Source organism: Kribbella sp. NPDC104740 (genome assembly GCF_055583505.1).
Map to the genome: position 1 here is coordinate 219,475 of NZ_JBVJNV010000005.1, position 21,386 is coordinate 240,860.

The 21,386-nt window shown below is 70.4% G+C and carries 26 protein-coding genes; 11 read left to right on the plus strand and 15 right to left on the minus strand.

The genetic code is table 11. The annotated features are described in order from the left end of the window. The first annotated feature begins 27 nt into the window (after window positions 1-27). Together ACZ6Z4_RS26650 and ACZ6Z4_RS26655 are read left to right on the plus strand one after the other, a co-directional pair. Window positions 28-315, plus strand: coding sequence for an antibiotic biosynthesis monooxygenase family protein (locus tag ACZ6Z4_RS26650; protein WP_465569652.1), 288 nt, complete (start codon window positions 28-30; stop codon window positions 313-315). Then, complete coding sequence (locus ACZ6Z4_RS26655) at window positions 315-962, plus strand: PhzF family phenazine biosynthesis protein (protein WP_465569654.1); 648 nt, start codon at window positions 315-317, stop codon at window positions 960-962. Before ACZ6Z4_RS26650 ends, ACZ6Z4_RS26655 begins: the two co-directional genes overlap by 1 nt. Here the strand turns inward: ACZ6Z4_RS26655 and ACZ6Z4_RS26660 are convergent. From ACZ6Z4_RS26660 to ACZ6Z4_RS26670, 3 genes are all read right to left on the minus strand, one after another. Beyond that, window positions 922-1,455: a GrpB family protein gene (locus ACZ6Z4_RS26660; protein ID WP_465569656.1), complete on the minus strand. Its 534-nt coding sequence runs from the start codon at window positions 1,453-1,455 to the stop codon at window positions 922-924. The two genes, ACZ6Z4_RS26655 and ACZ6Z4_RS26660, sit on opposite strands and share 41 nt — an antisense overlap. Window positions 1,456-1,465: 10 nt before the next feature. Then, the gene (locus ACZ6Z4_RS26665; RefSeq protein ID WP_465569658.1) at window positions 1,466-4,891 is read right to left on the minus strand and encodes a phosphodiester glycosidase family protein; all 3,426 of its coding nucleotides are present in this window, start codon (window positions 4,889-4,891) and stop codon (window positions 1,466-1,468) included. A 96-nt stretch (window positions 4,892-4,987) separates the two neighbouring features. Continuing rightward, window positions 4,988-5,314, minus strand: a complete 327-nt coding sequence (locus tag ACZ6Z4_RS26670) for a rhodanese-like domain-containing protein (protein ID WP_465569660.1) — start codon at window positions 5,312-5,314, stop codon at window positions 4,988-4,990. A gap of 134 nt (window positions 5,315-5,448) precedes the next feature. Between ACZ6Z4_RS26670 and ACZ6Z4_RS26675 the strand changes: the two genes are divergently transcribed. Continuing rightward, window positions 5,449-6,330 (plus strand): hypothetical protein, encoded by an 882-nt coding sequence (locus ACZ6Z4_RS26675; protein WP_465569662.1) that lies wholly within the window; start codon window positions 5,449-5,451, stop codon window positions 6,328-6,330. Between the two features lie 113 nt (window positions 6,331-6,443). After that, on the plus strand, window positions 6,444-7,388 hold the full coding sequence (locus ACZ6Z4_RS26680; protein ID WP_465569664.1) for a trypsin-like serine peptidase: 945 nt from the start codon (window positions 6,444-6,446) through the stop codon (window positions 7,386-7,388). Here the strand turns inward: ACZ6Z4_RS26680 and ACZ6Z4_RS26685 are convergent. Further along, window positions 7,381-8,238, minus strand: coding sequence for an Fpg/Nei family DNA glycosylase (locus ACZ6Z4_RS26685; RefSeq protein WP_465569666.1), 858 nt, complete (start codon window positions 8,236-8,238; stop codon window positions 7,381-7,383). The two genes, ACZ6Z4_RS26680 and ACZ6Z4_RS26685, sit on opposite strands and share 8 nt — an antisense overlap. A gap of 127 nt (window positions 8,239-8,365) precedes the next feature. Between ACZ6Z4_RS26685 and ACZ6Z4_RS26690 the strand changes: the two genes are divergently transcribed. Beyond that, window positions 8,366-8,509 carry a hypothetical protein gene (locus tag ACZ6Z4_RS26690; RefSeq protein WP_363676712.1) on the plus strand — a complete coding sequence of 48 codons (144 nt, stop codon included), beginning with the start codon at window positions 8,366-8,368 and terminating at the stop codon, window positions 8,507-8,509. 63 nt (window positions 8,510-8,572) lie between these two features. On the opposite strand, the gene ACZ6Z4_RS26695 is transcribed toward ACZ6Z4_RS26690, so the two are convergent. After that, complete coding sequence (locus tag ACZ6Z4_RS26695; protein WP_465569668.1) at window positions 8,573-9,394, minus strand: class I SAM-dependent methyltransferase; 822 nt, start codon at window positions 9,392-9,394, stop codon at window positions 8,573-8,575. Window positions 9,395-9,439: 45 nt separating this feature from the next. Further along, entirely contained in the window at window positions 9,440-9,709 is a 270-nt protein-coding gene (locus ACZ6Z4_RS26700; protein ID WP_465569670.1) for a hypothetical protein, read from the minus strand. A gap of 83 nt (window positions 9,710-9,792) precedes the next feature. On the opposite strand from ACZ6Z4_RS26700, the gene ACZ6Z4_RS26705 reads away from it, so the two are divergent. Further along, complete coding sequence (locus ACZ6Z4_RS26705) at window positions 9,793-10,743, plus strand: GlxA family transcriptional regulator (RefSeq protein ID WP_465569672.1); 951 nt, start codon at window positions 9,793-9,795, stop codon at window positions 10,741-10,743. Window positions 10,744-10,854: 111 nt separating this feature from the next. Next, a complete protein-coding gene (locus ACZ6Z4_RS26710; RefSeq protein ID WP_465569674.1) occupies window positions 10,855-11,937 on the plus strand; it encodes an acyltransferase family protein in 1,083 nt (360 codons plus the stop codon). A gap of 3 nt (window positions 11,938-11,940) precedes the next feature. Here ACZ6Z4_RS26710 and ACZ6Z4_RS26715 read toward each other — a convergent pair whose 3' ends face one another. The 7 genes from ACZ6Z4_RS26715 to ACZ6Z4_RS26745 all read right to left on the minus strand — a co-directional run bounded on the left by ACZ6Z4_RS26715 (window position 11,941) and on the right by ACZ6Z4_RS26745 (window position 17,375). Next, the gene (locus tag ACZ6Z4_RS26715; RefSeq protein ID WP_465569676.1) at window positions 11,941-12,717 is read right to left on the minus strand and encodes an ABC transporter permease; all 777 of its coding nucleotides are present in this window, start codon (window positions 12,715-12,717) and stop codon (window positions 11,941-11,943) included. Further along, on the minus strand, window positions 12,717-13,700 hold the full coding sequence (locus tag ACZ6Z4_RS26720; RefSeq protein ID WP_465569679.1) for an ATP-binding cassette domain-containing protein: 984 nt from the start codon (window positions 13,698-13,700) through the stop codon (window positions 12,717-12,719). Before ACZ6Z4_RS26720 ends, ACZ6Z4_RS26715 begins: the two co-directional genes overlap by 1 nt. A 143-nt stretch (window positions 13,701-13,843) precedes the next feature. Beyond that, window positions 13,844-14,539, minus strand: a complete 696-nt coding sequence (locus tag ACZ6Z4_RS26725) for a helix-turn-helix transcriptional regulator (RefSeq protein ID WP_465569681.1) — start codon at window positions 14,537-14,539, stop codon at window positions 13,844-13,846. A gap of 56 nt (window positions 14,540-14,595) precedes the next feature. Beyond that, window positions 14,596-15,219, minus strand: a complete 624-nt coding sequence (locus ACZ6Z4_RS26730; protein WP_465569683.1) for a hypothetical protein — start codon at window positions 15,217-15,219, stop codon at window positions 14,596-14,598. Then, entirely contained in the window at window positions 15,216-15,776 is a 561-nt protein-coding gene (locus ACZ6Z4_RS26735) for a SigE family RNA polymerase sigma factor (RefSeq protein WP_465569685.1), read from the minus strand. Before ACZ6Z4_RS26735 ends, ACZ6Z4_RS26730 begins: the two co-directional genes overlap by 4 nt. Before the next feature lie 52 nt (window positions 15,777-15,828). Then, the gene (locus ACZ6Z4_RS26740) at window positions 15,829-16,899 is read right to left on the minus strand and encodes an adenosine deaminase (protein ID WP_465569687.1); all 1,071 of its coding nucleotides are present in this window, start codon (window positions 16,897-16,899) and stop codon (window positions 15,829-15,831) included. Then, complete coding sequence (locus tag ACZ6Z4_RS26745; protein ID WP_465569689.1) at window positions 16,896-17,375, minus strand: nitroreductase family deazaflavin-dependent oxidoreductase; 480 nt, start codon at window positions 17,373-17,375, stop codon at window positions 16,896-16,898. Before ACZ6Z4_RS26745 ends, ACZ6Z4_RS26740 begins: the two co-directional genes overlap by 4 nt. Before the next feature lie 127 nt (window positions 17,376-17,502). On the opposite strand from ACZ6Z4_RS26745, the gene ACZ6Z4_RS26750 reads away from it, so the two are divergent. Next, the gene (locus tag ACZ6Z4_RS26750) at window positions 17,503-18,207 is read left to right on the plus strand and encodes a TetR/AcrR family transcriptional regulator (protein ID WP_465569692.1); all 705 of its coding nucleotides are present in this window, start codon (window positions 17,503-17,505) and stop codon (window positions 18,205-18,207) included. On the opposite strand, the gene aat is transcribed toward ACZ6Z4_RS26750, so the two are convergent. Next, window positions 18,181-18,846 carry a leucyl/phenylalanyl-tRNA--protein transferase gene (gene aat, locus ACZ6Z4_RS26755; protein WP_465569694.1) on the minus strand — a complete coding sequence of 222 codons (666 nt, stop codon included), beginning with the start codon at window positions 18,844-18,846 and terminating at the stop codon, window positions 18,181-18,183. The two genes, ACZ6Z4_RS26750 and aat, sit on opposite strands and share 27 nt — an antisense overlap. 56 nt (window positions 18,847-18,902) lie before the next feature. Here aat and ACZ6Z4_RS26760 point away from each other — a divergent pair, with 56 nt between their 5' ends. After that, window positions 18,903-19,424, plus strand: a complete 522-nt coding sequence (locus ACZ6Z4_RS26760) for a GNAT family N-acetyltransferase (RefSeq protein WP_465569696.1) — start codon at window positions 18,903-18,905, stop codon at window positions 19,422-19,424. Window positions 19,425-19,443: 19 nt separating this feature from the next. On the opposite strand, the gene ACZ6Z4_RS26765 is transcribed toward ACZ6Z4_RS26760, so the two are convergent. Next, on the minus strand, window positions 19,444-20,154 hold the full coding sequence (locus ACZ6Z4_RS26765) for an MBL fold metallo-hydrolase (protein ID WP_465569698.1): 711 nt from the start codon (window positions 20,152-20,154) through the stop codon (window positions 19,444-19,446). A gap of 130 nt (window positions 20,155-20,284) precedes the next feature. Here ACZ6Z4_RS26765 and ACZ6Z4_RS26770 point away from each other — a divergent pair, with 130 nt between their 5' ends. Next, window positions 20,285-20,980: an EcsC family protein gene (locus tag ACZ6Z4_RS26770; RefSeq protein ID WP_465569700.1), complete on the plus strand. Its 696-nt coding sequence runs from the start codon at window positions 20,285-20,287 to the stop codon at window positions 20,978-20,980. After that, the gene (locus ACZ6Z4_RS26775; RefSeq protein WP_465569702.1) at window positions 20,977-21,363 is read left to right on the plus strand and encodes a VOC family protein; all 387 of its coding nucleotides are present in this window, start codon (window positions 20,977-20,979) and stop codon (window positions 21,361-21,363) included. Before ACZ6Z4_RS26770 ends, ACZ6Z4_RS26775 begins: the two co-directional genes overlap by 4 nt. Window positions 21,364-21,386 lie beyond the last annotated feature (23 nt).

Sequence of the window (21,386 nt, forward strand, 5' to 3'; positions counted from 1 at the left end):
TGGACGGCCTCGTGAAAGGCTGAGGACATGGCTCTCGAGATTGCGTTGATCGACGTGGTGGCAGGACAGGAAGCAGACTTCGAGGCGGCGTACCGCGAGGCTCGCCGACAGCTGGAAGGCGCCGGCGCCCAGAGCATCCGAATGACCCGAGGCATCGAAACCCCGACCCGCTTCGTCCTCCTCGCCGAATGGGACTCCGTCGAAGCCCACGAAGCCTTCCGCGCCAGCGACGCCTTCGGCATCTGGCGCGGCCTGATCGGCCCCCACTTCGCCAACCCGCCGCACGTGGAGCACTTCAACGACGTCGAAGGCTGATGCGGCGAACCGCCCGGGTCTTCACCACCGACGACGGCGCCCACGGCAACGAGGTCGCGGTCGTCCTGGTGGACGAGCTGCCTCCGCCGACCGAGCGCCAACGGCTGGCAACGAGCGCCGCCGAGCCTGCGACGGTGTTCGTCGCGGACGACCTGCGGACCGTACGGATCCACAACCGGCTACTCGAACGGCAGTTCGCCGGGCACCCGCTGCTCGGGGCCGCCGCCGTGCTGCGGGCTGCCGGGCATCAGCCGTCGGTCTTCACCACCGCTGCGGGTGACGTGGAGGTCTGGTCGGAGGGCGGCGTCGAGTGGTTGTTCGCGCCTGCGGGCTGGGCTCCCAGCGCTCGGCACCGGCGGGTTGAGTCGCCCGTCGAGGTGGAGGCGTTGAGGGGTGCGCCTGCTGATGAGCCGGTGCAGGTGTGGGCGTGGCTGGACGAGGCGGGTGGGGTGGTGCGGGCGCGGATGTTCGCGCCCAGTGAGGGGAAGCCGGAGGACGAGGCGTGCGGGTCGGCGTCGATGGTGCTGGCAGCACGGCTCGGGCGGGAGCTGACCGTGGTGCACGGCGAAGGCTCCGTGATTCGGGTCCGGCCGGAGGGCGACGGGGTCAGGCTGGGCGGTCGGTGCCTGATGAGTTCAGGCGGTTGAGTACGCCGGTGATGAAGGGCGCCTTGCCGGCGCGGTAGGCGGGGCGGTTCTGGTCGTCGACTGCGGCGAGGGTGCGTTTGATGTGGGCATACTCGGCGCGGTCCTCGGGTGTCGCGCGGAGGTGGTCGCGGAAGGCGAGCCAGGTGGGCCAGGCGGTCGACGACTGTTTGACGATGTGCAGGTGGTGGGTGCGGTGCTCGATGGTCGGGTAGCACCAGGAGAGTTTGTCGGCGGCGGCGTCTTCTGGTTCGGGGGCGGGGAGCCAGCCGGTGGCTGCTAGCGCGGTGAGGTCGAGGGCGGCCTGGTCGGCGATGACGGCGGCCATGTCGATGATCGGTTTGGCGGGGAGGCCGGGGACGGCGGTGCTGCCGATGTGTTCGATGGGGTGGGTCAGGTACGGCGACAGCGCCGCCTGGACTGGCCGGCGCTGCTCTTCGAACAGGGCCGGCCAGTTGGCGTCGTACTCGGTGATGGTGATGCGGTCTTGGCGCATCCCAGCAGGTTTACCAGGTGATCTGGATGTGTTGGGTCTTCGTGGTGCCGTTGACGGTGACGGTGAGGTCTACCGTGCCGAGGCGGAGGGCGGTCAGGGTGCTGGTGGTTGGGTCGTAGGAGGCGGCGGCCCAGAAGGGCGCTGTGCGGGCTGGGCCGACGTGGAGGAAGGTCGACCCGGTCCAGTCGGCTGAGACTGGGAAAGCCACCGGGACTCGGCGGGTGTCCTGGACGACAGTGGCTGTGGCCGGGGCGGACTGGCCTCGGCGGAGGGTGGTGGGGGCTGCCAACTCCAGGGCGTCCACGTGCGGGCGGAGCTCCAGCTGGAACCAGCTGCGTTCCGGGGCCGACCAGTGGCGTACGCCGGCGTCAGCTGCGCGGGCGGTGGGGTCGATGCCGACCAGCGCCCAGCCGGTGAAGCCGCCGGCGTCGGGAGCGGCTGCCGGGCTCTTGCCGGAGTTGCCGGTGAGCGGGAGCAGGACGCCGTCGGTGCGGGTCGCCGCGAAGGTGCCCGCATGCGCAGCCATGTACGCCGCACCCTTGCCGGTCGTCGCGCGGAAGTCGGCGAGCCAGCGGACCAGCAACTCGGCCTCCTTGCGGTCGCCGAGCTGGGAGTTCGCGGTCGGGGACGGGTCGTCGATCGGGTGGTGGGCCATCACGACGACGTTCCGGATCGCCTTGTTCCGCGCGGCGTCATCGAGCTGGCGCCGCAGGTCGAGGATCTGCGCGAACCCACCGGCCCGCAGCGACCCGAGTGACGAGTCGCGCAGCACGAACCGGGTGCCCTTGTGGTCGAACGTGCTGGTCGGCGCACCAAAAACCTTCGTCCACTCCGACAGGTCACCCGGGCCGTAGCTCTCGTGGTTGCCCGGCACGTAGTGCACCGGCACCTTCCCGGCGACCTCCTCGTCGATGATCCGCTTGGCCAGCGCGATGTCGTTGGCGAAACCGCGGTCGACGAAGTCGCCGTTGATCACCAGAAACTCCGGGCTCTGCGCGAGCGCCTCCCGGATCGTCCGCCGGGCCTGCTTGACGAAGTCCGACTCGGGATCGTCGGCGGTGAACTGCGCGTCCGACAGGACGGCGAACTTCCAGCGCTTCCCGTCGAGCTTGCCATCGGCAACGACCATCGGGTCGACGACCTTGGCCGGCGGCTGCACGGTGACCGGTGGCGCACCTCGGACGGTCAGGTCGTCGACGACGATCCGCCCGGCGTACTGGCGGGTCGGCACGGTCTCGACGACGTAGATCCGCCAGAACTTCAGCGGCATCGTCAGCCCCGGCGGGATGTCGGCCTCGACGTACTTCCAGCCGGTCCAGTCGACGGTCGCCGCGAGGTTGAGCGTCTGCGCCGAACCGCCGGCGCCGTCGTACGCGTTGGCCCGCAGCCAAGCGCCCTTGCCGTCGCCGTAGACCCAGGCCCCGAGCTTCTGCGGCTGCCCGGGCAGGACCTGCTGCGGCGTCATCGACAGGTACGCCGCCCGCGTGGCGGTGCTACCGGTCAGCGAGTAGTCGAGCGCGATCGCCTGGCCGCCGTCGTGACCCTCGGCCGCCGAGCGCGACGCGGTGGCGGCACCGGCCGGTACGGCGTTCGCCTGCCAGCGGGTCAGGTCGTCGACCTCGTCGACCACCTCGCTGCTCAGGCCGGCGGTGACGCTCAGCTGGGTGCTCAGACCGCCGACGCGCGCGGTGACGACGGTGGAGACCGCGTCGGTGCCGAGCGCGTTCACCTCGAAACCATTGCCCTTGGCAACGACATTGACGAGGGTCCGGTCGTAGTTCAGCGTCACGTCGCGCGGCTCGACCCAGGTGGAGAAGCCGTCGGCGTCGTACCCGGTGATGCTGAAGAATCCCTTGCTGGTGGCGTTCGGCAGCGACACCTGCTTGCTCGACGGCGTGAGCCGGGCCGGCTCGCCGAGCACGGTCATCGGGAAGCGGCCGTTCGCGTGGCCCTTCGCGGCGGTGATCACGACGTCGCCGGCGCGGCGGCCGGTGACGACGCCCTGGCTGGTGACGCGCGCGTTGCTGCCGGCCGACCAGTACGGCGTACCGGGGGCCGGTGCGTAGGTCTCGTCGTGGCCGCGGGCGGTGAGGACGCGGGTCAGGCCGGTGAGGACCTTCGCGCTGCGGGTGAGGTCGGCGTCGGCGGGCTCTTCCGTCGTACCGGTTGCTTCGATGCGGAAGCCCTTGAGCTGCCCGGATCCCTGCACTGGAAGGAGTCCGAGGCCGTTCGGGGTGAGGCGTTCGGAGCCGTCGGAGGGTTTGTTGACGACCTCGGGAGCGGCCTCGCCGGGAGCGCGCTTGAGCATCGTGGAGGAGCCGCCGCCGTCGAGGTTGAGCACGTCGTCGGCGCCGAGGTCGAGCATCAGGCGAGCGAGCTCCTTCTCGGTCAGGCCGCGGGAGTCGACCATCCGGCCGTCGACGGTGAGCAGGATCATCCGGCGGCCGTCGGCGGAGAACCCGATCGCGGTGCGCGGGTGCAGGGCGGTGTCGTCGACGTCGAGGATCTGGCCGTCGCGGGCGAGCTGGATGTTGCCGCTCAGGGCGACCGCCGCGTCGGCGGCGTCTGCTTTCGGGCCGTAGGTGACGTCCACGTGGTCGCCGGGCTCGAACGCCTGCAGGACTGTGGCGCCGGACTCGCGGCCGATCAGGGCCTGCTCGTTGGCGGCGAGCGGGGTCGTCGCGGGGGTTGTGGCCGACGAGACGACGACGCCGTCGCGCAGGATGACCTCGCGGACGGTCTGGAGGCCGTCGACCGTGCGGGTACGGGCGGCGTCGCCCCACTGCGGGGTGTAGAGGCCGACGCCGTTGGCGTTGACGGTCGGGGAGTTGAGGTTGGTCAGGTCGACCTTGCTGGCGTCGTCGTCGGTCGCGGAGCCTTCGAGGAAGACCTGGGCGATCCGGCCGAGGCCGTTCGCGCCGATCACGGCGGTGTCGTTGTGGCCGGCCGCGGGGCCGTTGACGAACCGGCCGGGGCCGCCGTCGGCGTCGCGCTCGATGCCGATGCCGAGGGGTGCGCCGGTGTCGTTGATGTCGAAGAAGTCGCCGTTGACGCCGGCGATCGCCTGCTTGCGCCGGGCCTGCTGGCTGAGGACCTCGCGGCCGGAGACGGTGCCGGGGTTGAGGTAGTCGACGGTGACGCCCTTGCGGTCCAGGTCGGCGACGAGGATGTCGCCGCGCAGCCAGCCGCGGGCGTCGAGGCGGTCGAAGCTGGTGTAGTTCACGCCGGGGGCGACGGGGCTGTCGGTGCGGCGGGTGACGATGCCTTCGCCGGGCGGGGCGATGGCGATGTCGGGAATGTCGGAGGCGGCAGAAGATCCGTGCCGGGCTTCGACTGGTTGGTCAGGTGCGGCTGAGGCTGGTGGAAGAGCGGTGCTGAGGAGCAGGCCACCGGTGAGCAGACCGGTGGCGAGCGTACGTCGTACGGGAGCGGACACGGTGCCTCCTCGGGATGGGGCGTCCGAGTCGGCGTGGGCGTACGCCGATCGACGACCGGTGACAAACTAACGTCTCCGGTCGTCGATCGGAAGGTTTTATTCGCCGGTGGCGACCGGGCGGCCGTACGACGCCCAGGCGTGCATGCCGCCGTCGAGGTTGATCGCCTCGCGGCCCTCCGACAGCAGGTACTGGGTGGCGACGCCGGAGCGGCCGCCGACCGCGCAGACGCAGATCACCTTCTGGCCGAGCGGGACCTCGCCGACGCGCTGCTGCAGCTGGCCGAGCGGGATGTGGGTCGCGCCCTCGATGTGGCCGCTGGTCCACTCGTCCGGCTCCCGTACGTCGAGCACGAAGGCCTCGGCCAGCATCGCGTCGTCCACGTCGGAGACGACGACGGCCGGAATCATCGGGTTCTGCGTCATGGGACGATCATTGCAGTCCTGCGGTGGGCCGCCACATCCGGAGCGCGGAATGCGATTGCCCAGCGGGTGGATCGCGCGTTGACAGTACGTCGTCCGGCGGCGGACAGTCGGACGAGCGAACGGGGAGGCACGGCTTGGCGTTGGTCGAAGGGATTCCGGGCGAATTCGGCCCGCAACCGTGGGGTGAGGCGATCCTGCGGAACTGCGGCGTGCTGCTGCTCCGGATCACCCGCCGCCCGGCCGACCACGAGGTCCGGCTGCCCGGCCTCGCGACCACGCCGCGGCACGTCGTCGAGGAGCAGTCCGGCAAGGCGCTCACCTGGCGGCGCGACGGCGACGACCTGGTCGTCCGGCTGCCCGGCGACGACGAGAGCGGCCAGCCGCTCACGGTCATCAAGGTCGCGCTGCAGGGCAAGCTGCGGATCGTCCCGCCGGACACCACGACCGCGAACGCCGACGGCGTCTGGGACCTGACCCCGAGCGCGTTGTCGCGGCCGACGTTCCACCTCGTCGCGCGCCGCACGGCCGATGTCGGCGTCCGGCTGATCGGGCCGGCCGAGGCCGGGATGCGGCTGATCGAGGGCCTCGCGCCGGGCAGTCGCTACCAGGTGCGGGTCGCCGGACGCGCGTACGGCGTACCGGCGGCGGAGGCGGTCGGGCACGTGCTCGGGCCGTTCGCCGTCCGGGCCGGGCGGGTGGTGCGGCTGTCGGTCGCCGGACTGGTCGTGACCCGCGCGCTGGTCGCGCCGGTCGGGACAGTGCTGGCGTCGGTGCACGCGCGGCGCGGGCGGCTCGAGGTCCAGGTGACGAACTTCGGGCGGACGGCGGTGCGCGGATCGGTCGAGTTGCCGGTGCCGAGCGGGTGGGCGGGGAAGGCCGACGCCTGGGAGTTCGAGGATCTCGAACCGGGCGCGACCGTCGGGCGGCCGACGACATTGCGGCGGACGAGCGCCGACGCGGAGCCGCTGGTGGTGCGACTGGACGCCGGGCGGCGTTCGGCGTCGTTGCCCTGGTGAACGGTTCTGGTCGAAACCGGACAGGGCGTTGCGCAGCGGCGTACCGGTGATTTCTACTGTCGGTGATCGGTCACCTCCTGACAGTTACCGCCCCGAACGAGGAGTCACCGCCCATGACCCGACCTGTCCTGCGCCTGCTCGTAGCCGGCGCCTTGCTCACCAGTACGGCGATCGCCACCGCCACCACCTCGACGGCGACCCCACCGGCCGCCACCACCGCCGTACAGGCTCCGGCCGTACCGCAGAAGGCCGGCGGACTCGACGCCACCGGCTACTGGACCGCCGACAAGCTGAAGAACGCGATCCCGGCCGACCTTCCGGGAAGCCTCGAACCCCCTGCCCCGCAAGGGAAATCGAGCCAGGCCGGCGGCATCGCGTCGCACCCGGTGGCGCCGAAGTCGAAGGTCGCGAACGACCCGGTGCCGAGCTCGGCGGGCAAGGTGTTCTTCAGCTACAACGGGCTGAACTACGTCTGCTCCGCGTCGACGATCAACAACAGCTACAAGAACCTGATCATCACCGCCGGCCACTGCGTGCACGGCGGAGCCGGTCAGGGCTGGCACAGCAACATCGTGTTCGCGCCGTCGTACTACAACGGCCAGTCCGGTGCCGGGCTGTGGAACTGGAGCCAGGCGCGCACGTTCAACTCGTGGATCAGCAACAGCGACTTCAGCCACGACCAGGCGTTCGTCACGCTGCAGCAGCGCAACGGGCGCAACCTGATCGACGCCGTCGGCGGCAACGGGCTGGTCTGGGGCAACGGTCGCGACCAGGCCGGGACCCGGATCTGGGGCTGGCCGGCCGAGCCGCCGTACAACGGTGAGGTGCCGTACTACTGCGACGGGACGACGTTCGCCTGGGGCAGCACCGACGCGGCGCTGAACTGCACGATGAACGGCGGCGCGAGCGGCGGGCCGTGGATGAAGGACCGGATCGACGCGAACCTCGGCTACGTGTTCGCGGTGACGTCCCGACGGACGACCAGCGGTACGCCGTACCTGCTGGCCACGCCCAACTCGGCGGACGTGAAGAGCATGTTCGACCAGATGACTACTTGAGCAGCTTGGACAGGCGGCGGTCGGCCAACGGCTTGCCGCCTGTCTGGCAGGTCGCGCAGTACTGCAGGGAGGAGTCGGCGAAGCTGACCTCGCGGACGATGTCGCCGCAGACCGGGCACTTCTCGCCCTTGCGGCCGTGCACGCGCATCCCGCTGCGCTTCTCGGACTTCAGGTCCTGCGCGGCCAGGCCCTTCGAGCGCTCGACCGCGTCCCACAACGTCTCCCGCATCGCGGTGTAGAGCACCTGCAGCTCGTCGTCGGTCAGGTTCGACGCCGGTTTGAACGGGCTCATCTTCGCGACGTGCAGGATCTCGTCGGAGTAGGCGTTGCCGATGCCGGCGATCACCGACTGGTTGCGCAGCACGCCCTTGAGCTGGACCCGGCCGGCGTCGCGCATGATCTCGGCGAAACCCTCCGCCGACAGCGTGAACGGATCGGGGCCGAGCTTGGCGATCCCGGGCACCTCGGTGAGGTCGCGGACGACGTACACCGCGAGCTTCTTCTGGGTGCCGGCCTCGGTCAGGTCGAAACCGGACTCGTCGTCCAGGATCAGCCGGAGCGCGATCGGGCCCTTGCCCGGCCGCACCAGAGCCGTCGACTGCTGCTCGCGCCAGCGCAACCAGCCGGCCCGGGCCAGATGGATCACCAGGTGCACGCCGGAGGCCTCGATGTCGAGGAACTTGCCGTGCCGGCTGACGTCGTCGATCAGCAGCCCGGTCAGGGCGGAGATCGGCGGGTCGTAGGTCTTCAGCGCGCTGATCGCGGTGATGTCGGCACGCACGATCGCCCGTCCGACGGCTCGTTCCCGCAGGAACCCCGCCAGCGATTCGACTTCCGGCAACTCGGGCACCTGCCCAGTGTGCCGTACGGCGCCGACAGATCCCACGGGTTCACCCGGGGACGGCTCCGGTGGATCACCTATGGGTCGCGGTTGATCGAGCCGCTACCTTCGAGGGAAGTAGAGAAGGAGGCCCCCGATGGGTTTCGTGAAGTCACTGGTCAAGGGCGCCGTGGTCGCCAAGCTGGTGCAGGTCGCGCAGCGCGAGCTGAGCAAGCCGGAGAACCAGCGCAAGGCCAAGGAGATGTTCCAGAAGGTCCAGCAGCGGCGTACCGCGCGCTGACCCCGACGACTCCGCCCGGCCCGGCGAGCAGGGAAGACCCTCGCCGGGTCCGAGGTGCGCCCGTCAGCGTTTGACGGCCTGCAGGGTGTAGGTGCAGGGCAGGCGCTCCGGCCGGTCGGTCAGGCGCCACTCGTCGAAGTCGGGATCCTTGGTCATCTTGCCCGGCAGCGGCACCCAGGGCGCGCTGTCGTGCTCCTCGAACGCCGTCACCTGCAGCCCGTGCTTGATCAGCGCGCTGATGATCTCGCCGAGCCCGTGGTTCCACTCGTGGGTCACGTTGTGCTGGAACTCGGCGTCGGTCTCGACGTACGTCCCGCCCTCGTCCCAGACCATCGGCTCCTGGGTCTCGAAGTACGGGTAGTTCACGGCCAGGTCCTCGGTCGCGTCGTCGAGCGCCCAGAGCATCGGGTGGCCCTCGCGGATGAACAGCCGGCCACCCGGCTTCAGCAGGCCACTGACCGTCGCGGCCCATCGGTCGATGCTGGGCAGCCAGCCGAGCGCGCCGATCCCGGTGAAGACCAGGTCGTACGTCGCCGCGCCGAGCACCTCGACCGCGTCGTACACGTCGGCCTGGTGGAAGTCGACCTCCAGCCCGAGCCCGTCGGCGAACGACTGCGCCTGCGCGACCGCCGGGCCGGAGAAGTCCAGCCCGCTCATCCGCGCCCCGAGCCGGGCGAGTGAGACCGTGTCGGTCCCGATGTGGCACTGCAGGTGCACCCCGCGCAGCCCGGTGATGTCCCCCAGCCGCGGCAGGTCGAACCGCACCACGTCCGAGATGAACTGCGGATCCGCCTGGAACTCCGCCAGCTTGTACCCCGGCGAGGCCGCGTGCGCCGCGACCCGCTCGTCCCAGTTGTCCCGGTTCACCACGCGGTAGTCGTCCATGCCAGCGAGGGTGGCACAGCGACTACCGGATCCGCTCCGGGTTTTCTAAGCGGCGTGGCGACCGTGGTTGGTGTGCAGCCGGGCGCGGCGGATGTGGACGACCGCGGCGGGAGAGGTGGCGGGCTTGGCGGTGAAGGGCTTGGCCTGGGCGCCGAGGGCGAGGAGGTCGAGCTTGGTTCTGGCCAGGTCGCGGTCGACGGCGTCCCGGGTACCACTCGGGCCGGCGGTGAGGCCGGTGGAGTGGCGCCGGTTGCTGAGTTCGAGAGCGGCGACGATGGCCAGTGCGAGGACTGCGAGAGCTACGATTCCGGTCATGGCAGTAATCATTCTACCGTCCAGATCCAGCCACAATTGGCACTACTGACCCCCTTCATCAAATTTCTGCCATACTGGCTCGTATGTTGCGCAAGATCGCCGTGGTGCTGATGGAGGACGTCGCGGTCTTCGAGTTCGGGGTGCTCTCGGAGGTGTTCGGGATCGACCGGACCGACGACGGGGTCCCCGCGTTCGACTTCAAGGTCTGCTCGACCCGCCCGGGTGAGCCGTTGAAAACCAGCAGCCACTCGGCCGTGATCGCGCCGTACGGGCTGGACGAGCTCGAGGACGCAGACCTGGTCGCGCTGCCCGCCACCACCTGGCGCGAGGCGTACGACGAACGCATCCTGAACGCCCTGCGCAAGGCCGAGGCCCGCGGCGCGATCCTGCTGACCGTCTGCTCGGGCGCGTTCGTGCTCGGCGCGGCCGGGCTGCTCGACGGGCGCAACTGCGCGACCCACTGGCGCTACGCCGAGCTGTTCCGCGAGCGCTACCCACGCGCCCAGCTCGACTCCGACGTCCTGTTCGTCGACGACGGCAACATCATCACCAGCGCCGGTACGGCGGCCGGTATCGACGCCTGCCTGCACCTGGTCCGCCGCGAGCTCGGCAGCGCGGTCGCGACCCGGATCGCCCGCCGGATGGTCGTTCCGCCGCAGCGCGACGGCGGCCAGCGCCAGTACGTCGAGCTGCCGGTCCCGGAGTCGTCGGGCGACAGCCTGCAGCCGGTGCTGGACTGGATGGTCGCCAACCTGACCGTCGAGCACACCGTGCCCGACCTGGCCCGCCGCGCGCAGATGTCGGAGCGCACGTTCGCCCGCCGCTTCGTCGCCGAGACCGGGACGACGCCGCTGAAGTGGGTCACCACGCAGCGCGTCCTGCACGCCCGGACGCTGCTGGAGCAGACCTCGCTGGGCATCGAGCAGATCGCCGCCGAGGCCGGCTTCGGGACGGCGGCGCTGCTGCGGCACCACTTCCGCCGGGTGGTCGGCGTACCGCCGCAGAACTACCGGCGTACCTTCCAGACCGCCTGACGAAACCCGGCGTGACCCTTCGCACACAATTTGCGATCGGTCGTCGCGGTCTGCCTAGGATCGACGAGCACTCCAGGGGGAGTCGGTCGAGATGTCTGTGAGTTGTCGCAATTGGAACCGCCCGCGCGCCAGGTGGCGACGTCTCGCCGCCTGAGCTGGGACGTCGTCCGCGTCGTCGCCGTTGCCGCTGTCGTTCTCAATCACGCCGCCTACGAGGGGCCGGTGCTGCACCCGGAGCTCGGTGAGCCGCTCGGGCGGCACCCGTTCCAGGTCGGCGCGAGCATCCTGCTGGTGATCAGCGCGTACTTCGTCTGCGTGACCGTCCGCAAGGGCCCGACGCTGCGCTGGTTGTGGAAACGGATCTGCCGCGTGCTGCCGCCGTACCTGGCGGCTGTACTGGCGACGTACACGTTGCTGGTGCTGTTCGGCCCGGACAACTGGATCCTGCCGACGCCACGCGACCTGTGGGGCAACCTGACGCTGATCGCGTCGCTGGACCCGACCGTGCGGCTGATCGACGGCTCGTACTGGACGCTGCCGCTGCAGTTGCTGGCGTTCGGCGCCGCCGCGCTGCTGTGGCCGCGCGGGATCGGAGCGCCGTCGCGGATCACCGTGCTGCTGTGGGTGATGGTGGTCGCGCCGGTGATCCTGCAGTGGAACGACCGGATCCTGCACAGCCCGCTGGTCGTGCAGCAGGTGTGGAACGGTTTCGGCTTCCACCGCCTGCAGCTGTTCGCGATCGGCGTCGCGATCTGGTTGTGGGCTCAGCGCCGGATGGGTGTCGTGCAGCTCGGTGCGCTGCTGGTGGCGACGGTCTACGCGCAGTACGTGCACACGTCGGATCTGCCCTCGTCGCTGGGGATCGGGGCCTTTCTGGTTCTCGTCGCCTTCGCCGCGCGCGGGCCGGACTGGCAGGTCTTCACACCGATCCGGCGACCGATCCAGTTCCTGGCGCGGATCTCGTTCGGGCTCTACCTGCTCAACCAGGAGGTGGGCTACCTGATCGCCCACCACCTGATGGAGCTCGGCATCGGCCGCCTCGGCCAGGTCACCGGGTCCACGGCGCTGGTCGTGCTGCTGGCTTGGCTGCTGACCCGGTACGTCGAGGAGCCGGCGTACCGGATGCTGACCGCGCTCCGAGCCGTTCCTCTGCAACGGCTCGGATTCCGCGCGGTCGGCTGGTTGCACCTGTAGGAGTCAGACCGATCGCTGGTACGTGCGGAACGCCCGCGTCGACAGGTACGCGACGAGCAGCGTGAACGCCAGCAGGTACAGGCCGTGCCGGCCCGCCGAGGCCCAGTCGGGATTGGCCGACAGCGCCTCGCGGGCGGCGATCGTGGCCCAGTCGACCGGGTTGAACCGGGCCGCGACCTCGACCCAGTGCGGGGCCAGCTTCGGGTCGATCATGATCGACGACAGGAACGTCAGCGGCAGCGAGACGAACTGCGAGATGCCGATCAGCGCCTCCTGCTGCCGGGTGAGCAGCGCGACCGCGTTGGACAGCGAGCCGAACGCCGTACCGATCAGCACCGAGGCCGCGACGGTGACCAGGAAGCCGACCACCCCACCGTCGTACCGGGCGCCGGCCGCGAGGCCGATACCGAACACGAGCAGCGCCTGGATCGCCGTGGAGGTGGCGTTGCTGAGCAGCTGACCGGCCATCAGCGCGCCGCGGCGGACCGGTGAGGCGAGCATCCGGTCCATCACCCCGCGCTCCATGTCGGTGATGAACGTGGTGCCGTTCCAGCCGCTCGACATCAGCGCGGTCATCATCACGATGCCCGGCGTGAGGAACGCGATGTACGACGTCTCGCCGAAGCCGGGCAGCCGGACGATGCCCTGGAACAGCTGCCCGAACAGCAGCAGCCAGATCGCCGGCTGCACCAGCGTGAACGCGATCAGGGCCGGCGAGCGGAACTGCGCGCGCAGCCAGCGGGAGGTGATGAACCCGGTGTGCGCCAGAACGGTGCTCATCACGCCACCTGCTCTTCCGCGGCCTGGAACGAGCGGCCGGTGTAGCTCAGGTACACGTCGTCGAGCGACGGCCGCGAGACCGTCACCGCACCGACCGGGATCGCCTTCTCCTCAAGGGCTCCCAGCACCGCCGGTACGGCGGTCGCGCCGCGGTCGACGCGAGCGCGCAGAGCGTTGCCCTCGACAACGATCTCGCCGATACCGGGCAGACCGGCCAGCAGCGCCCGGACCGAGCCGTCCACGTCGGCCTCGACCAGCTCGACCTGCACGGTGTCGCCGCGGAGCTCCGCCTTCAGGCCCTCCGGCGTCCCCTCGGCGACGACCTTGCCGTGATCGACGATCGCCAGCTGGTCCGCGAGCCGGTCGGCCTCCTCCAGGTAGTGCGTGGTGAGCAGCACCGTCAGGCCTTCGTCGCCGGCCAGCAGCCGGACCTCGGCCCACAGGTCCGCGCGCGCCTCCGGGTCGAGGCCGGTGGTCGGCTCGTCGAGGAACAGCACCTTCGGGCGATGCACCAGCCCGAGCGCGACGTCGAGGCGGCGCTCCTGGCCGCCGGAGTACGTCTTGACCTGGCGGGCGGCCTGCTCGGTGAGGCTGAAGCGCTCCAGCAGCTCCTGCGCTCTGCTGGTCGCCGTGGCGCGCGAGAGGCCGTGGATGCGGCCGCTGAGCACCAGGTTCTCCAGGCCGGTGGCCATCGGGTCCGAGCTCGGCTTCTGCGGGACGTAGCCGATCACGTGCCGGACCTGGTCCTGCTCGCGGTTGACGTCGTACCCGGCGACCAGCGCCGTACCGGAGTCGGCCCGGGACAGCGTGGTGAGGATCTTGACGGTGGTGGACTTGCCGGCGCCGTTCGGTCCGAGCAGACCGAGTACGACGCCTTCCGGCACGCTGAACGTGAGACCGTCGAGGGCCCGGACACCCGGCGCCCGACGGGCTCCCGGGTAGGTCTTGACCAGGTCGACGGCCGTCAGGGCATGACTGACCATTGCTACGGCTCCTTCATGGGGTGTGGGAGCCGATCCGTCTATCCTGATGGTGCGCCTTGGGTCATCAGGTCCTTCGGGACCGGCTCAGGGAACTGACGGCCCTCGGTCCAGGTGTTGCCGCACCTGATGCCGGGGGCCGTTTCTCAGCGGGCTTCCGGTGGGACCTCCCGCAACCAGGCGAAGTCGACACCGAAGTACTTGACCGGATCCCTCAGCAGGTCGGCCGGCTGAACGCCGAGCTCGGCGACCAGTTCATGCGTACGCCGCCAGAACTCGGTCCCCGCCAGGTCGTCGTCGCGGATCCGCTCCGCCAGCCGGCGGGCGTACGTGACCTCGGTGCGCAGCAGCGCGACCCGGAAGTCGGACTCGATCCAGAAGATCTCCGGGAACTGCCGCGAGCGCATCTGGTCGTGCATGCCCTCGAGCTGCGCGATCTCCTGCTCCAGGACGCCGGCCCGCTGCTCGAGCAGCTCGGCGACCCGGTCGGGCGCGAACGCCGGCAGGTAGGCGAGACCGGCCTCGAGCTGGCTGAAGTCCTTCTCCGGCGTACCGAGCAGCTCGGCGAGCCAGTCGTCGAACTCGGCCCGGCCTGGCTCGGTGATCGCGTAGATCGTTCGCTCGGGCCGGTTGCCTTCGCGCACGGTCTCCACGGCCTCGATGAACCCGGCCTTCTCCAGCGCCGTCACCACGGAGTACAGCGATCCGTAGTTGAGCTTGATGCTGCCGTCCTTGCCGCGGGACTTGAGCATGGTCGAGATCTCGTACGGGTGCATCGGCCGCTCGCCGAGGCTGCCGAGCACGGCGAACGCCAGCGGGTTGCTCACCTTGCGCCGGGCCATCGTCCCTCCTCGACTCGATTACTCGAAATCGAGTATTCGCTCGCGGGTACCCGATGTCAAGTGATCGAGCACTGCCCCGCACGGCAGGTCTCGGCGCGGTAGAGACCCGCTTCGATCACGACCTCGCCGGCGCTGCCGACGCCGACCGACAGCTCCGCGTGGGCTCCTGCCGACCAATCAGCTGGTACGGCGAACTGGGTCTTGGTCGCGCAGGGCACCGGGTGCTGCATGACGGTCGCACTGCCTCCGCTGCGCAGCGCCACGATGACCTGGGCCGAGCTGTGAGTGCAGCTGGCCAGCAGCCAGATCGCGTCCCGGGGCTGCGCCTCGCCGATCGCCTGCTGCCGCCACTGGGTCAGGACGGGCGTGGTCGGCAGGTCGATCGTCAGCGAGGTCTGCTCGATCAGGTACTTGCCGCCGGTCTTCGGGACCATCGCGGTGGCCTGGGAATCCTGCAGGCGAGTAGCGACGGGAGTGCGCGGCGACGGCTCGCTCCCGGTGTGGTGGGTGGCGAGCAGCGCCGCCGACGCGACGGCGACGACGAGAGCGCAGGTGGTCGCGGTGGCCCGGCGACGGGCGAGACTGCCCACCCGCTGCTGGACCGCGGGGAGCGGATCGCCCTGCCCGCTGACCGGCGCGACGGCCTGGTGCAGACGCCGCCTCAGCTCGTCGGGGTTCATCGCCAGGTCTCCTTGCTCAGCGCGGGATCGTCACGCAGCTTCGCCAGCGCACGACTCGACTGACTCTTCACGGTGCCGGTGCTGCAGCCGAGGATCCGCGCAGTCTCGATCTCCGACAGGTCCTCCAGGTACCGCAGCACGATCACCGCGCACATCCTGCGCGGGAGCCGACTCAACGCGTCCAGCAGCACGGCGTTCTCGTGCAGCACGTCGTACCCGCCGTCGGCGACGTCGTACGGGACAGCGTCGGTCGGAATCTCCAGCCTGCTGCGCTTGCGCCGCCACCAGGCGCGGTGGGCGTTCACCAGCGAACGGCGGACGTAGTAGTGCGGGTTCGCGGCCTTGATCTTCGACCAGGACAACCAGCAGCGCGCCAACGTCGTCTGCAACAGATCCTCGGCCAGGCCGCGATCCTGGGTCAGCAGGTACGACATCCGCAACAGCCCGTCGTACCGCTCGGCGACGTACGCACTGAACTCGGCCGCCGCGTCGTCCTCCCGCCGTACGGACGACGCGCCGACCCACACGCCCGGCTCCGAGAACGTCTCCCCCTGCATGCAACCAAAGAGTCCGCGGACGACCCAGAGGTTGCATGCGGGTGCTACGCGGTCAGACCTTCAGCTCGTTGGCGTACCAGGGCTTGATGGTTTCGTCGATGATCGCGAGGCGTTCGTCGAACGGCAGGAAGGCGGACTTCATCGCGTTGATGGCGAACCAGCGGAAGTCGGCCAGGCCGTAGTCGAAGGCTTCGGCCAGCAGGGCGAGCTCGCGGGACATCGACGTGCCGCTCATCAGGCGGTTGTCGGTGTTGACGGTGACGCGGAAGCGGAGCTTGGTGAGCAGGCCGATCGGGTGCTCGGCGATCGAGGTCGCGGCGCCGGTCTGCAGGTTGCTGCTCGGGCACATCTCGAGCGGGATCCGGCGGTCGCGGACGTACGCCGCCAGCCGGCCCAGGTCGACGCTGCCGTCGGCGTTCTCGGTGACGTCGTCGATGATCCGGACGCCGTGGCCGAGGCGGTCGGCGCCGCACCACTGGATCGCCTGCCAGATCGACGGCAGCCCGAACGCCTCGCCGGCGTGGATGGTGAAGTGCGCGTTCTCGCGCTGCAGGTACTCGAACGCGTCCAGGTGCCGGGTGGGCGGGTAGCCCGCTTCCGCGCCGGCGATGTCGAAGCCGACCACGCCCGCGTCGCGGTAGGCGACGGCCAGCTCGGCGATCTCCATCGAGCGGGCCTGGTGCCGCATCGCGGTCAGCAGCTGGCGGGCGACGATCGGGCGCTCGGCGTTCGCCATCCCGTGCTCGAAACCGACCCGGACCGCGTCGACGACCTGCTCCAGCGACAGCCCGGCGGTCAGGTGCTGCTCGGGGGCGTAGCGGATCTCGGCGTACACGACGCCGTCCGCGGCCAGGTCCTGCACGCACTCGCTCGCCACCCGCGTGATCGCCTCGGCGTTCTGCATCACCGCGACGGTGTGGTCGAAGGTCTCCAGGTAGCGCTCCAGCGAGCCGGAGTCGGCCGACTCGACGAACCACTCGCCGAGCTCACCGGCGTCGGTGCGCGGCAGCTGGTGCCCGATCTCCTGGGCCAGCTCGACGATCGTCGCGGGTCGCAGCCCGCCGTCCAGGTGATCGTGCAGCAGCACCTTCGGCGCCGCGGTCAACTGCTCGGGAGTGATCATCGGCCCATCTTGGCATCCTTGGTGATCCGGAAGACCGGTACGCCGGGCGCGACCGCCAGCAGCGTCTCCAGCGACGAGTTCTTGTCCACGTCGCCCTCGAAGAACGCGCCGACCTCCCAGGCCCACTTCTTCAGGTAGAGCCGCAGCACCTCGGGCTTGTCGGCGTCGGCCAGCTCGACCGCGTCGTACACCTCGGTCTTGCGGCCGATCCGGAGACGGGCCTCGGGGTTGGCCCGCAGGTTCTTGACCCACTGGACGTGACCGCGCGGCGCGACCAGGTACGGCTGGCCGTCCAGCGTCATCAGGTTGACCGGAGTGCTGCGCCACTCGCCGGACTTGCGGCCCTTGACCGACAGGACCCGGCTGCCCATCAGGCTGATCCCGGCCTTGGTCAGCGCGGCGACGATCTTGTTGAAGACCAGCATGCTGCCGTGGCCCGCGGTGATCACGCGCTTGCTGTCGTACGTCTGCTTCATGGCGGTCTGGCCTTCCTCAGGTTCCGAGAGCGGTGCTCTCTGTTGTGACCAGTGAACACGCTTCTCGCTGCCGAGTCAAGAGCAGTGCTCTCGCTTTGGTGCGGTGATCATGGCAGACTGCGGTGTCATGAACGCCGGACGAACAGCCAGGGACCGGGCCCGCGCCGAGCTGACCCAGGAGATCAAGGACGCCGCCCGCCGCCAGCTCGCCACCGACGGCGCGGAGCGGCTGTCGCTGCGCGCGGTCTCCCGCGAGCTGGGGATGGTCTCGTCCGCGCTCTACCGGTACTTCCCGAGCCGTGACGACCTGCTGACCGCGCTGATCATCGACGCGTACGACGCGCTCGGCGCGGCGGTGGAGAAGGCGGCTCTTGTCGAGGATCCGCTGGATGCGTGGCTCGCGGCCTGCCGGGCCGTGCGGGCCTGGGCGCGGGCGCATCCGCACGAGTACGCGCTGATCTACGGCTCACCCGTGCCGGGGTACAGCGCGCCGCAGACGACGGTCCAGCCTGCTTCGCGGGTCGCGTACGCGCTGCTCGGGGTGCTGCAGCGTGCGGCGGACGACGGCGTACTGGTGGTGCCTGCTGACGCGGCCGAGCCGTCCGGCGTACTGGCTGAGCAGATCGGGGTGCTGGAAGCGGCGGCGCCCGGCGTACCGCGGGCGGTTCTGTTGCGGACCGGGATGATCTGGGCGCAGATCTTCGGGCTGGTCAGCTTCGAGCTGTTCGGCCAGTACGTCGGCTCGTTCGACCCCGCGGACGCGCTCTTCGAGGCGGCGATCGCCGAGCACGCGCGCTTTCTGGGGTTAGGCGAAGGCGTCCGGGAGAGGTAGCTCGAGGGCGCGCTGCACGCGGCGTACGTACTGCTCGCGCGGGATCTCGGTCGCGCCGAGCGTCGCGAGGTGGTCGGTGACCCACTGGATGTCGAGCACGCGGTCGGCGGCGTACTTGTCGTCGAGCAGTTCGACCAGCCCGGCGACGGCGGCCTTCGAGCCGTCGGTCTTGTGGTGGAACATCGACTCGCCCGCGAACAGCCCGCCGATCGCCACGCCGTACAGGCCGCCGGCCAGTTCGTCACCGTCCCAGGCCTCGACCGAGTGCACCCAGCCCATCCGGTGCAGCCGCGTGTACGACGCGATGATGTCCGCGTCGATCCACGACCCCGGGCGGCGCGGATCGGCGCAGGCGCGGATCACCTCATCGAACGCGGTGTTCACCCGGATCTCGAACCGCTGCCGTGCTCGCCGGAGCGACCGCGACGGGCTGAACCCGGCGACCTCGATCACACCGCGCTCGAGCGGCGACCACCACAGCAACGGCCCGTGACTGTCCGGCATCGGGAACAGCCCCCGCCGGTACGCCGCCAGCACGGTCCCCGGCTCGAGATCCGCTCCCGCCGCGACCACGTCCCCGCTCCCGGCCACCGCGACCGGCGGGAACTCCCAGACGGAGACAGGCGGTTCGACAGGCACCCCACCATCCTCGCGCACGCTCGGTGGCGAACCGCTGCTTGGGTAGATTCCTGCCGGTGATCGACCTGGGAACCGTCGCCTGGCCACCGCTACCGATCAGCACCGGACGCCTTGTGCTCCGCGCGTCGGAGGCGCGCGACCGGGCGGCATTCGTCGAGTTGCTGGTGTCGCCGGAGGTGAACACCTACCTCGGTGGGGCACGGGCGCGCGCCGACGTCGAGCGGGAGATGCCGGAGATCCCCGGGCAGTACCCGGGCGGCTTCGTGGTCGAGCGCGACGGCGCGATGATCGGCCAGGTCCAGCTGCGGCGGGCCGCGGACGACCACCGCCCGGCCGCCCGCGGGAAGGCCGATCTCGGGTACTTGTTCCTGCCGACCGCTTGGGGTCAGGGCTTCGCGTTCGAAGCCTGCGCGGCGGCGCTCGGCTGGTTCGACGCTGCGTTTCCGGGTCAGCCTGTGGTGCTGGCCACGCAGACCGCCAACCTGGGGTCGATGCGACTGGCGGCGAAGCTGGGCTTCGTGGAGGTCGAGCGCTTCCACGCCTGGGACGCCGAGCAGTGGCTGGGCCAGCGCTCCTGACCTGCTGGGACGGCCCTGGCTAGAGCGCGACGCGGAGGCCGGGGGTGGCCAGGACCACCGGGCAGCCCGCCAGTTGCGACGCCTCGTCGAGGAGACGCAGGTGGTCCTGCCACGACCTCAGGTGGGTGAGGACGAGCAGGCGAGCGCCTGACCGGGCCGCCAGGCGGCCGGCGTCCCCTGCAGTCAGATGCCCGCGCAGCGGCCCGTCGGCGTCGTACCCGGACGCCTCGGCGAGGAGGACGCCGCAGCCGGCGGCCAACTCGTCGATTGCCGGACACGGCTCGGTGTCGGCGGTGTAGCAGAGCACGTCGTCGATCCGGCTCGCCCAGCACTCGCCGTGCACGACCTGCGTGAGCCTGACCCGCAGCGGGCCGAGCTGGAGATCACCCGGCTGCGCGACCGTACTGGTGAAGTCGTCGGGGTTGCCGGTCAGCACCGGGTGCATGTCCGACGGGCCGTAGACGCGCAGGGGGCCACAGCCGGAGCCCTCCCGGATCGCCTTGGCCCGGTAGTACGCGAACTGCGTCGCGTCCGACCAGTGGTCGGAGTGCGCGTGGGAGAGGATCAGCGCGTCGACCTCGTCCGCGGACGTGTAGCGCAGGAGAGGGCCGGCAGCGCCTGCGCCCAGGTCGAGCAGGAGGCGGTACCCGTCCTGCTCGACCAGGTAGCTCGAGGCAGCCGAGTCGGGACCAGGCGCGGAGCCCGCGCAGCCGACCACTGTCAGTCTCATCGGCTCAGGCTAGCCAGGGCGCGGTCCGGGTTGTTCCCGAGTGGCGTGCGCCGGGGCGGCACGTAGTCTTGAAGGTGCGTCGCCCGCGGAGGCCGGGTGGGCGGTTCCGACCGAAGCCTCGAGGAGAACCGTGGCCGGAGTAGCAAGGTTCGTCGCCAGCAGTCTCGCGCCCGCCGCCCAGCGGTTCGCGCCGCAGGCCGCGGCCGGGATCCTCCGGCAGGTGCTGGAGATCGCGATCGACGGGTACCAGCGGTTCCCCGGCGCGGAGAAGATCGCCGAGACCAAGCTGGCCCGGTCGGATGACGACGTCACGGTCGCGATCGAGGCTGTGATCGACCAGCACATCCGGCTGGCCGGCGTACAGGGTTTCGTGACGAGCATCGGCGGGCTGGTCACGCTTCCGGTCGCGCTGCCGGCGAACCTGACCGGCCTCGCCATCGTGCAGGCGCGGATGGTCGCGGCGATCGCGCACCTGCGCGGCTACGACCTAGGCGACCCGCGGGTGCGGACCGCGGTGATCACCTGCCTGCTCGGCGAGGACGGCGTCACCGACCGGCTGAAGAAGGCGAACCTGCCGACCTCCCCGCTCGGCATCGCGACCGCGCCGGTCTTCGACCCGGAGCTGGACCGGCAGGTCTCCGGCGAGGTCGTCGGCGAGCTGATCGCGCGGATCAGCGGCAAGCGGATGGCGATCACGGTGACCCGGCGGGTGCCGCTGCTCGGCGGCGTCGTCGGCGGCGGGGTCGACGGCTGGTCGACGTACCGGATCGGTCAGTACGCCGACAAGAGCCTGGTCCGCCGGATCCCGCGCCCGATCGAACCGTGATCGCGCCGTACTGGGGGACGATGCTCGACTGTCCGGATCCGGTCGCGCTGGCGTCGTTCTACCAGCGGGTCTGTGGTGGCTCGCTCGCGGTGGTGACGGAGACGTTCGCCGAGCTGCGGTTGGAGGCGTTCAGTCTCGGGTTTCAGCGCGATCTGAACTACCGCGCGCCGACGTGGCCGGAGCCGCGGGTGCCGCAGCAGGCGCATCTCGACTTCAAGACCGCTGATCTGGACGCGGCTGAGGTCGAGGTGCTGGCGGCTGGTGCGACGAAGACTGTGCTGCAGCCGTCGCCGGAGGTTTTTCGGGTGTACCTCGATCCGGCGGGGCATCCGTTCTGTCTGAGCACGTGGGGGACGCCGGTGGGGCCGCCGGAATCCCGGTGAAACTGTCGGCGGTCGGTGCGACG

Coding starts and splice junctions, on each gene's coding strand:
- ACZ6Z4_RS26650 (WP_465569652.1), top strand. CDS start 28: ATGGCTCTCGAGATTGCGTTGATCGACGTGGTGGCAGGACAGGAAGCA.
- ACZ6Z4_RS26655 (WP_465569654.1), top strand. CDS start 315: ATGCGGCGAACCGCCCGGGTCTTCACCACCGACGACGGCGCCCACGGC.
- ACZ6Z4_RS26660 (WP_465569656.1), bottom strand. CDS start 1,455: ATGCGCCAAGACCGCATCACCATCACCGAGTACGACGCCAACTGGCCG.
- ACZ6Z4_RS26670 (WP_465569660.1), bottom strand. CDS start 5,314: ATGACGCAGAACCCGATGATTCCGGCCGTCGTCGTCTCCGACGTGGAC.
- ACZ6Z4_RS26680 (WP_465569664.1), top strand. CDS start 6,444: ATGACCCGACCTGTCCTGCGCCTGCTCGTAGCCGGCGCCTTGCTCACC.
- ACZ6Z4_RS26690 (WP_363676712.1), top strand. CDS start 8,366: ATGGGTTTCGTGAAGTCACTGGTCAAGGGCGCCGTGGTCGCCAAGCTG.
- ACZ6Z4_RS26695 (WP_465569668.1), bottom strand. CDS start 9,394: ATGGACGACTACCGCGTGGTGAACCGGGACAACTGGGACGAGCGGGTC.
- ACZ6Z4_RS26700 (WP_465569670.1), bottom strand. CDS start 9,709: ATGACCGGAATCGTAGCTCTCGCAGTCCTCGCACTGGCCATCGTCGCC.
- ACZ6Z4_RS26705 (WP_465569672.1), top strand. CDS start 9,793: ATGTTGCGCAAGATCGCCGTGGTGCTGATGGAGGACGTCGCGGTCTTC.
- ACZ6Z4_RS26715 (WP_465569676.1), bottom strand. CDS start 12,717: ATGAGCACCGTTCTGGCGCACACCGGGTTCATCACCTCCCGCTGGCTG.
- ACZ6Z4_RS26720 (WP_465569679.1), bottom strand. CDS start 13,700: ATGGTCAGTCATGCCCTGACGGCCGTCGACCTGGTCAAGACCTACCCG.
- ACZ6Z4_RS26725 (WP_465569681.1), bottom strand. CDS start 14,539: ATGGCCCGGCGCAAGGTGAGCAACCCGCTGGCGTTCGCCGTGCTCGGC.
- ACZ6Z4_RS26730 (WP_465569683.1), bottom strand. CDS start 15,219: ATGAACCCCGACGAGCTGAGGCGGCGTCTGCACCAGGCCGTCGCGCCG.
- ACZ6Z4_RS26735 (WP_465569685.1), bottom strand. CDS start 15,776: ATGCAGGGGGAGACGTTCTCGGAGCCGGGCGTGTGGGTCGGCGCGTCG.
- ACZ6Z4_RS26740 (WP_465569687.1), bottom strand. CDS start 16,899: ATGATCACTCCCGAGCAGTTGACCGCGGCGCCGAAGGTGCTGCTGCAC.
- ACZ6Z4_RS26745 (WP_465569689.1), bottom strand. CDS start 17,375: ATGAAGCAGACGTACGACAGCAAGCGCGTGATCACCGCGGGCCACGGC.
- ACZ6Z4_RS26750 (WP_465569692.1), top strand. CDS start 17,503: ATGAACGCCGGACGAACAGCCAGGGACCGGGCCCGCGCCGAGCTGACC.
- ACZ6Z4_RS26765 (WP_465569698.1), bottom strand. CDS start 20,154: ATGAGACTGACAGTGGTCGGCTGCGCGGGCTCCGCGCCTGGTCCCGAC.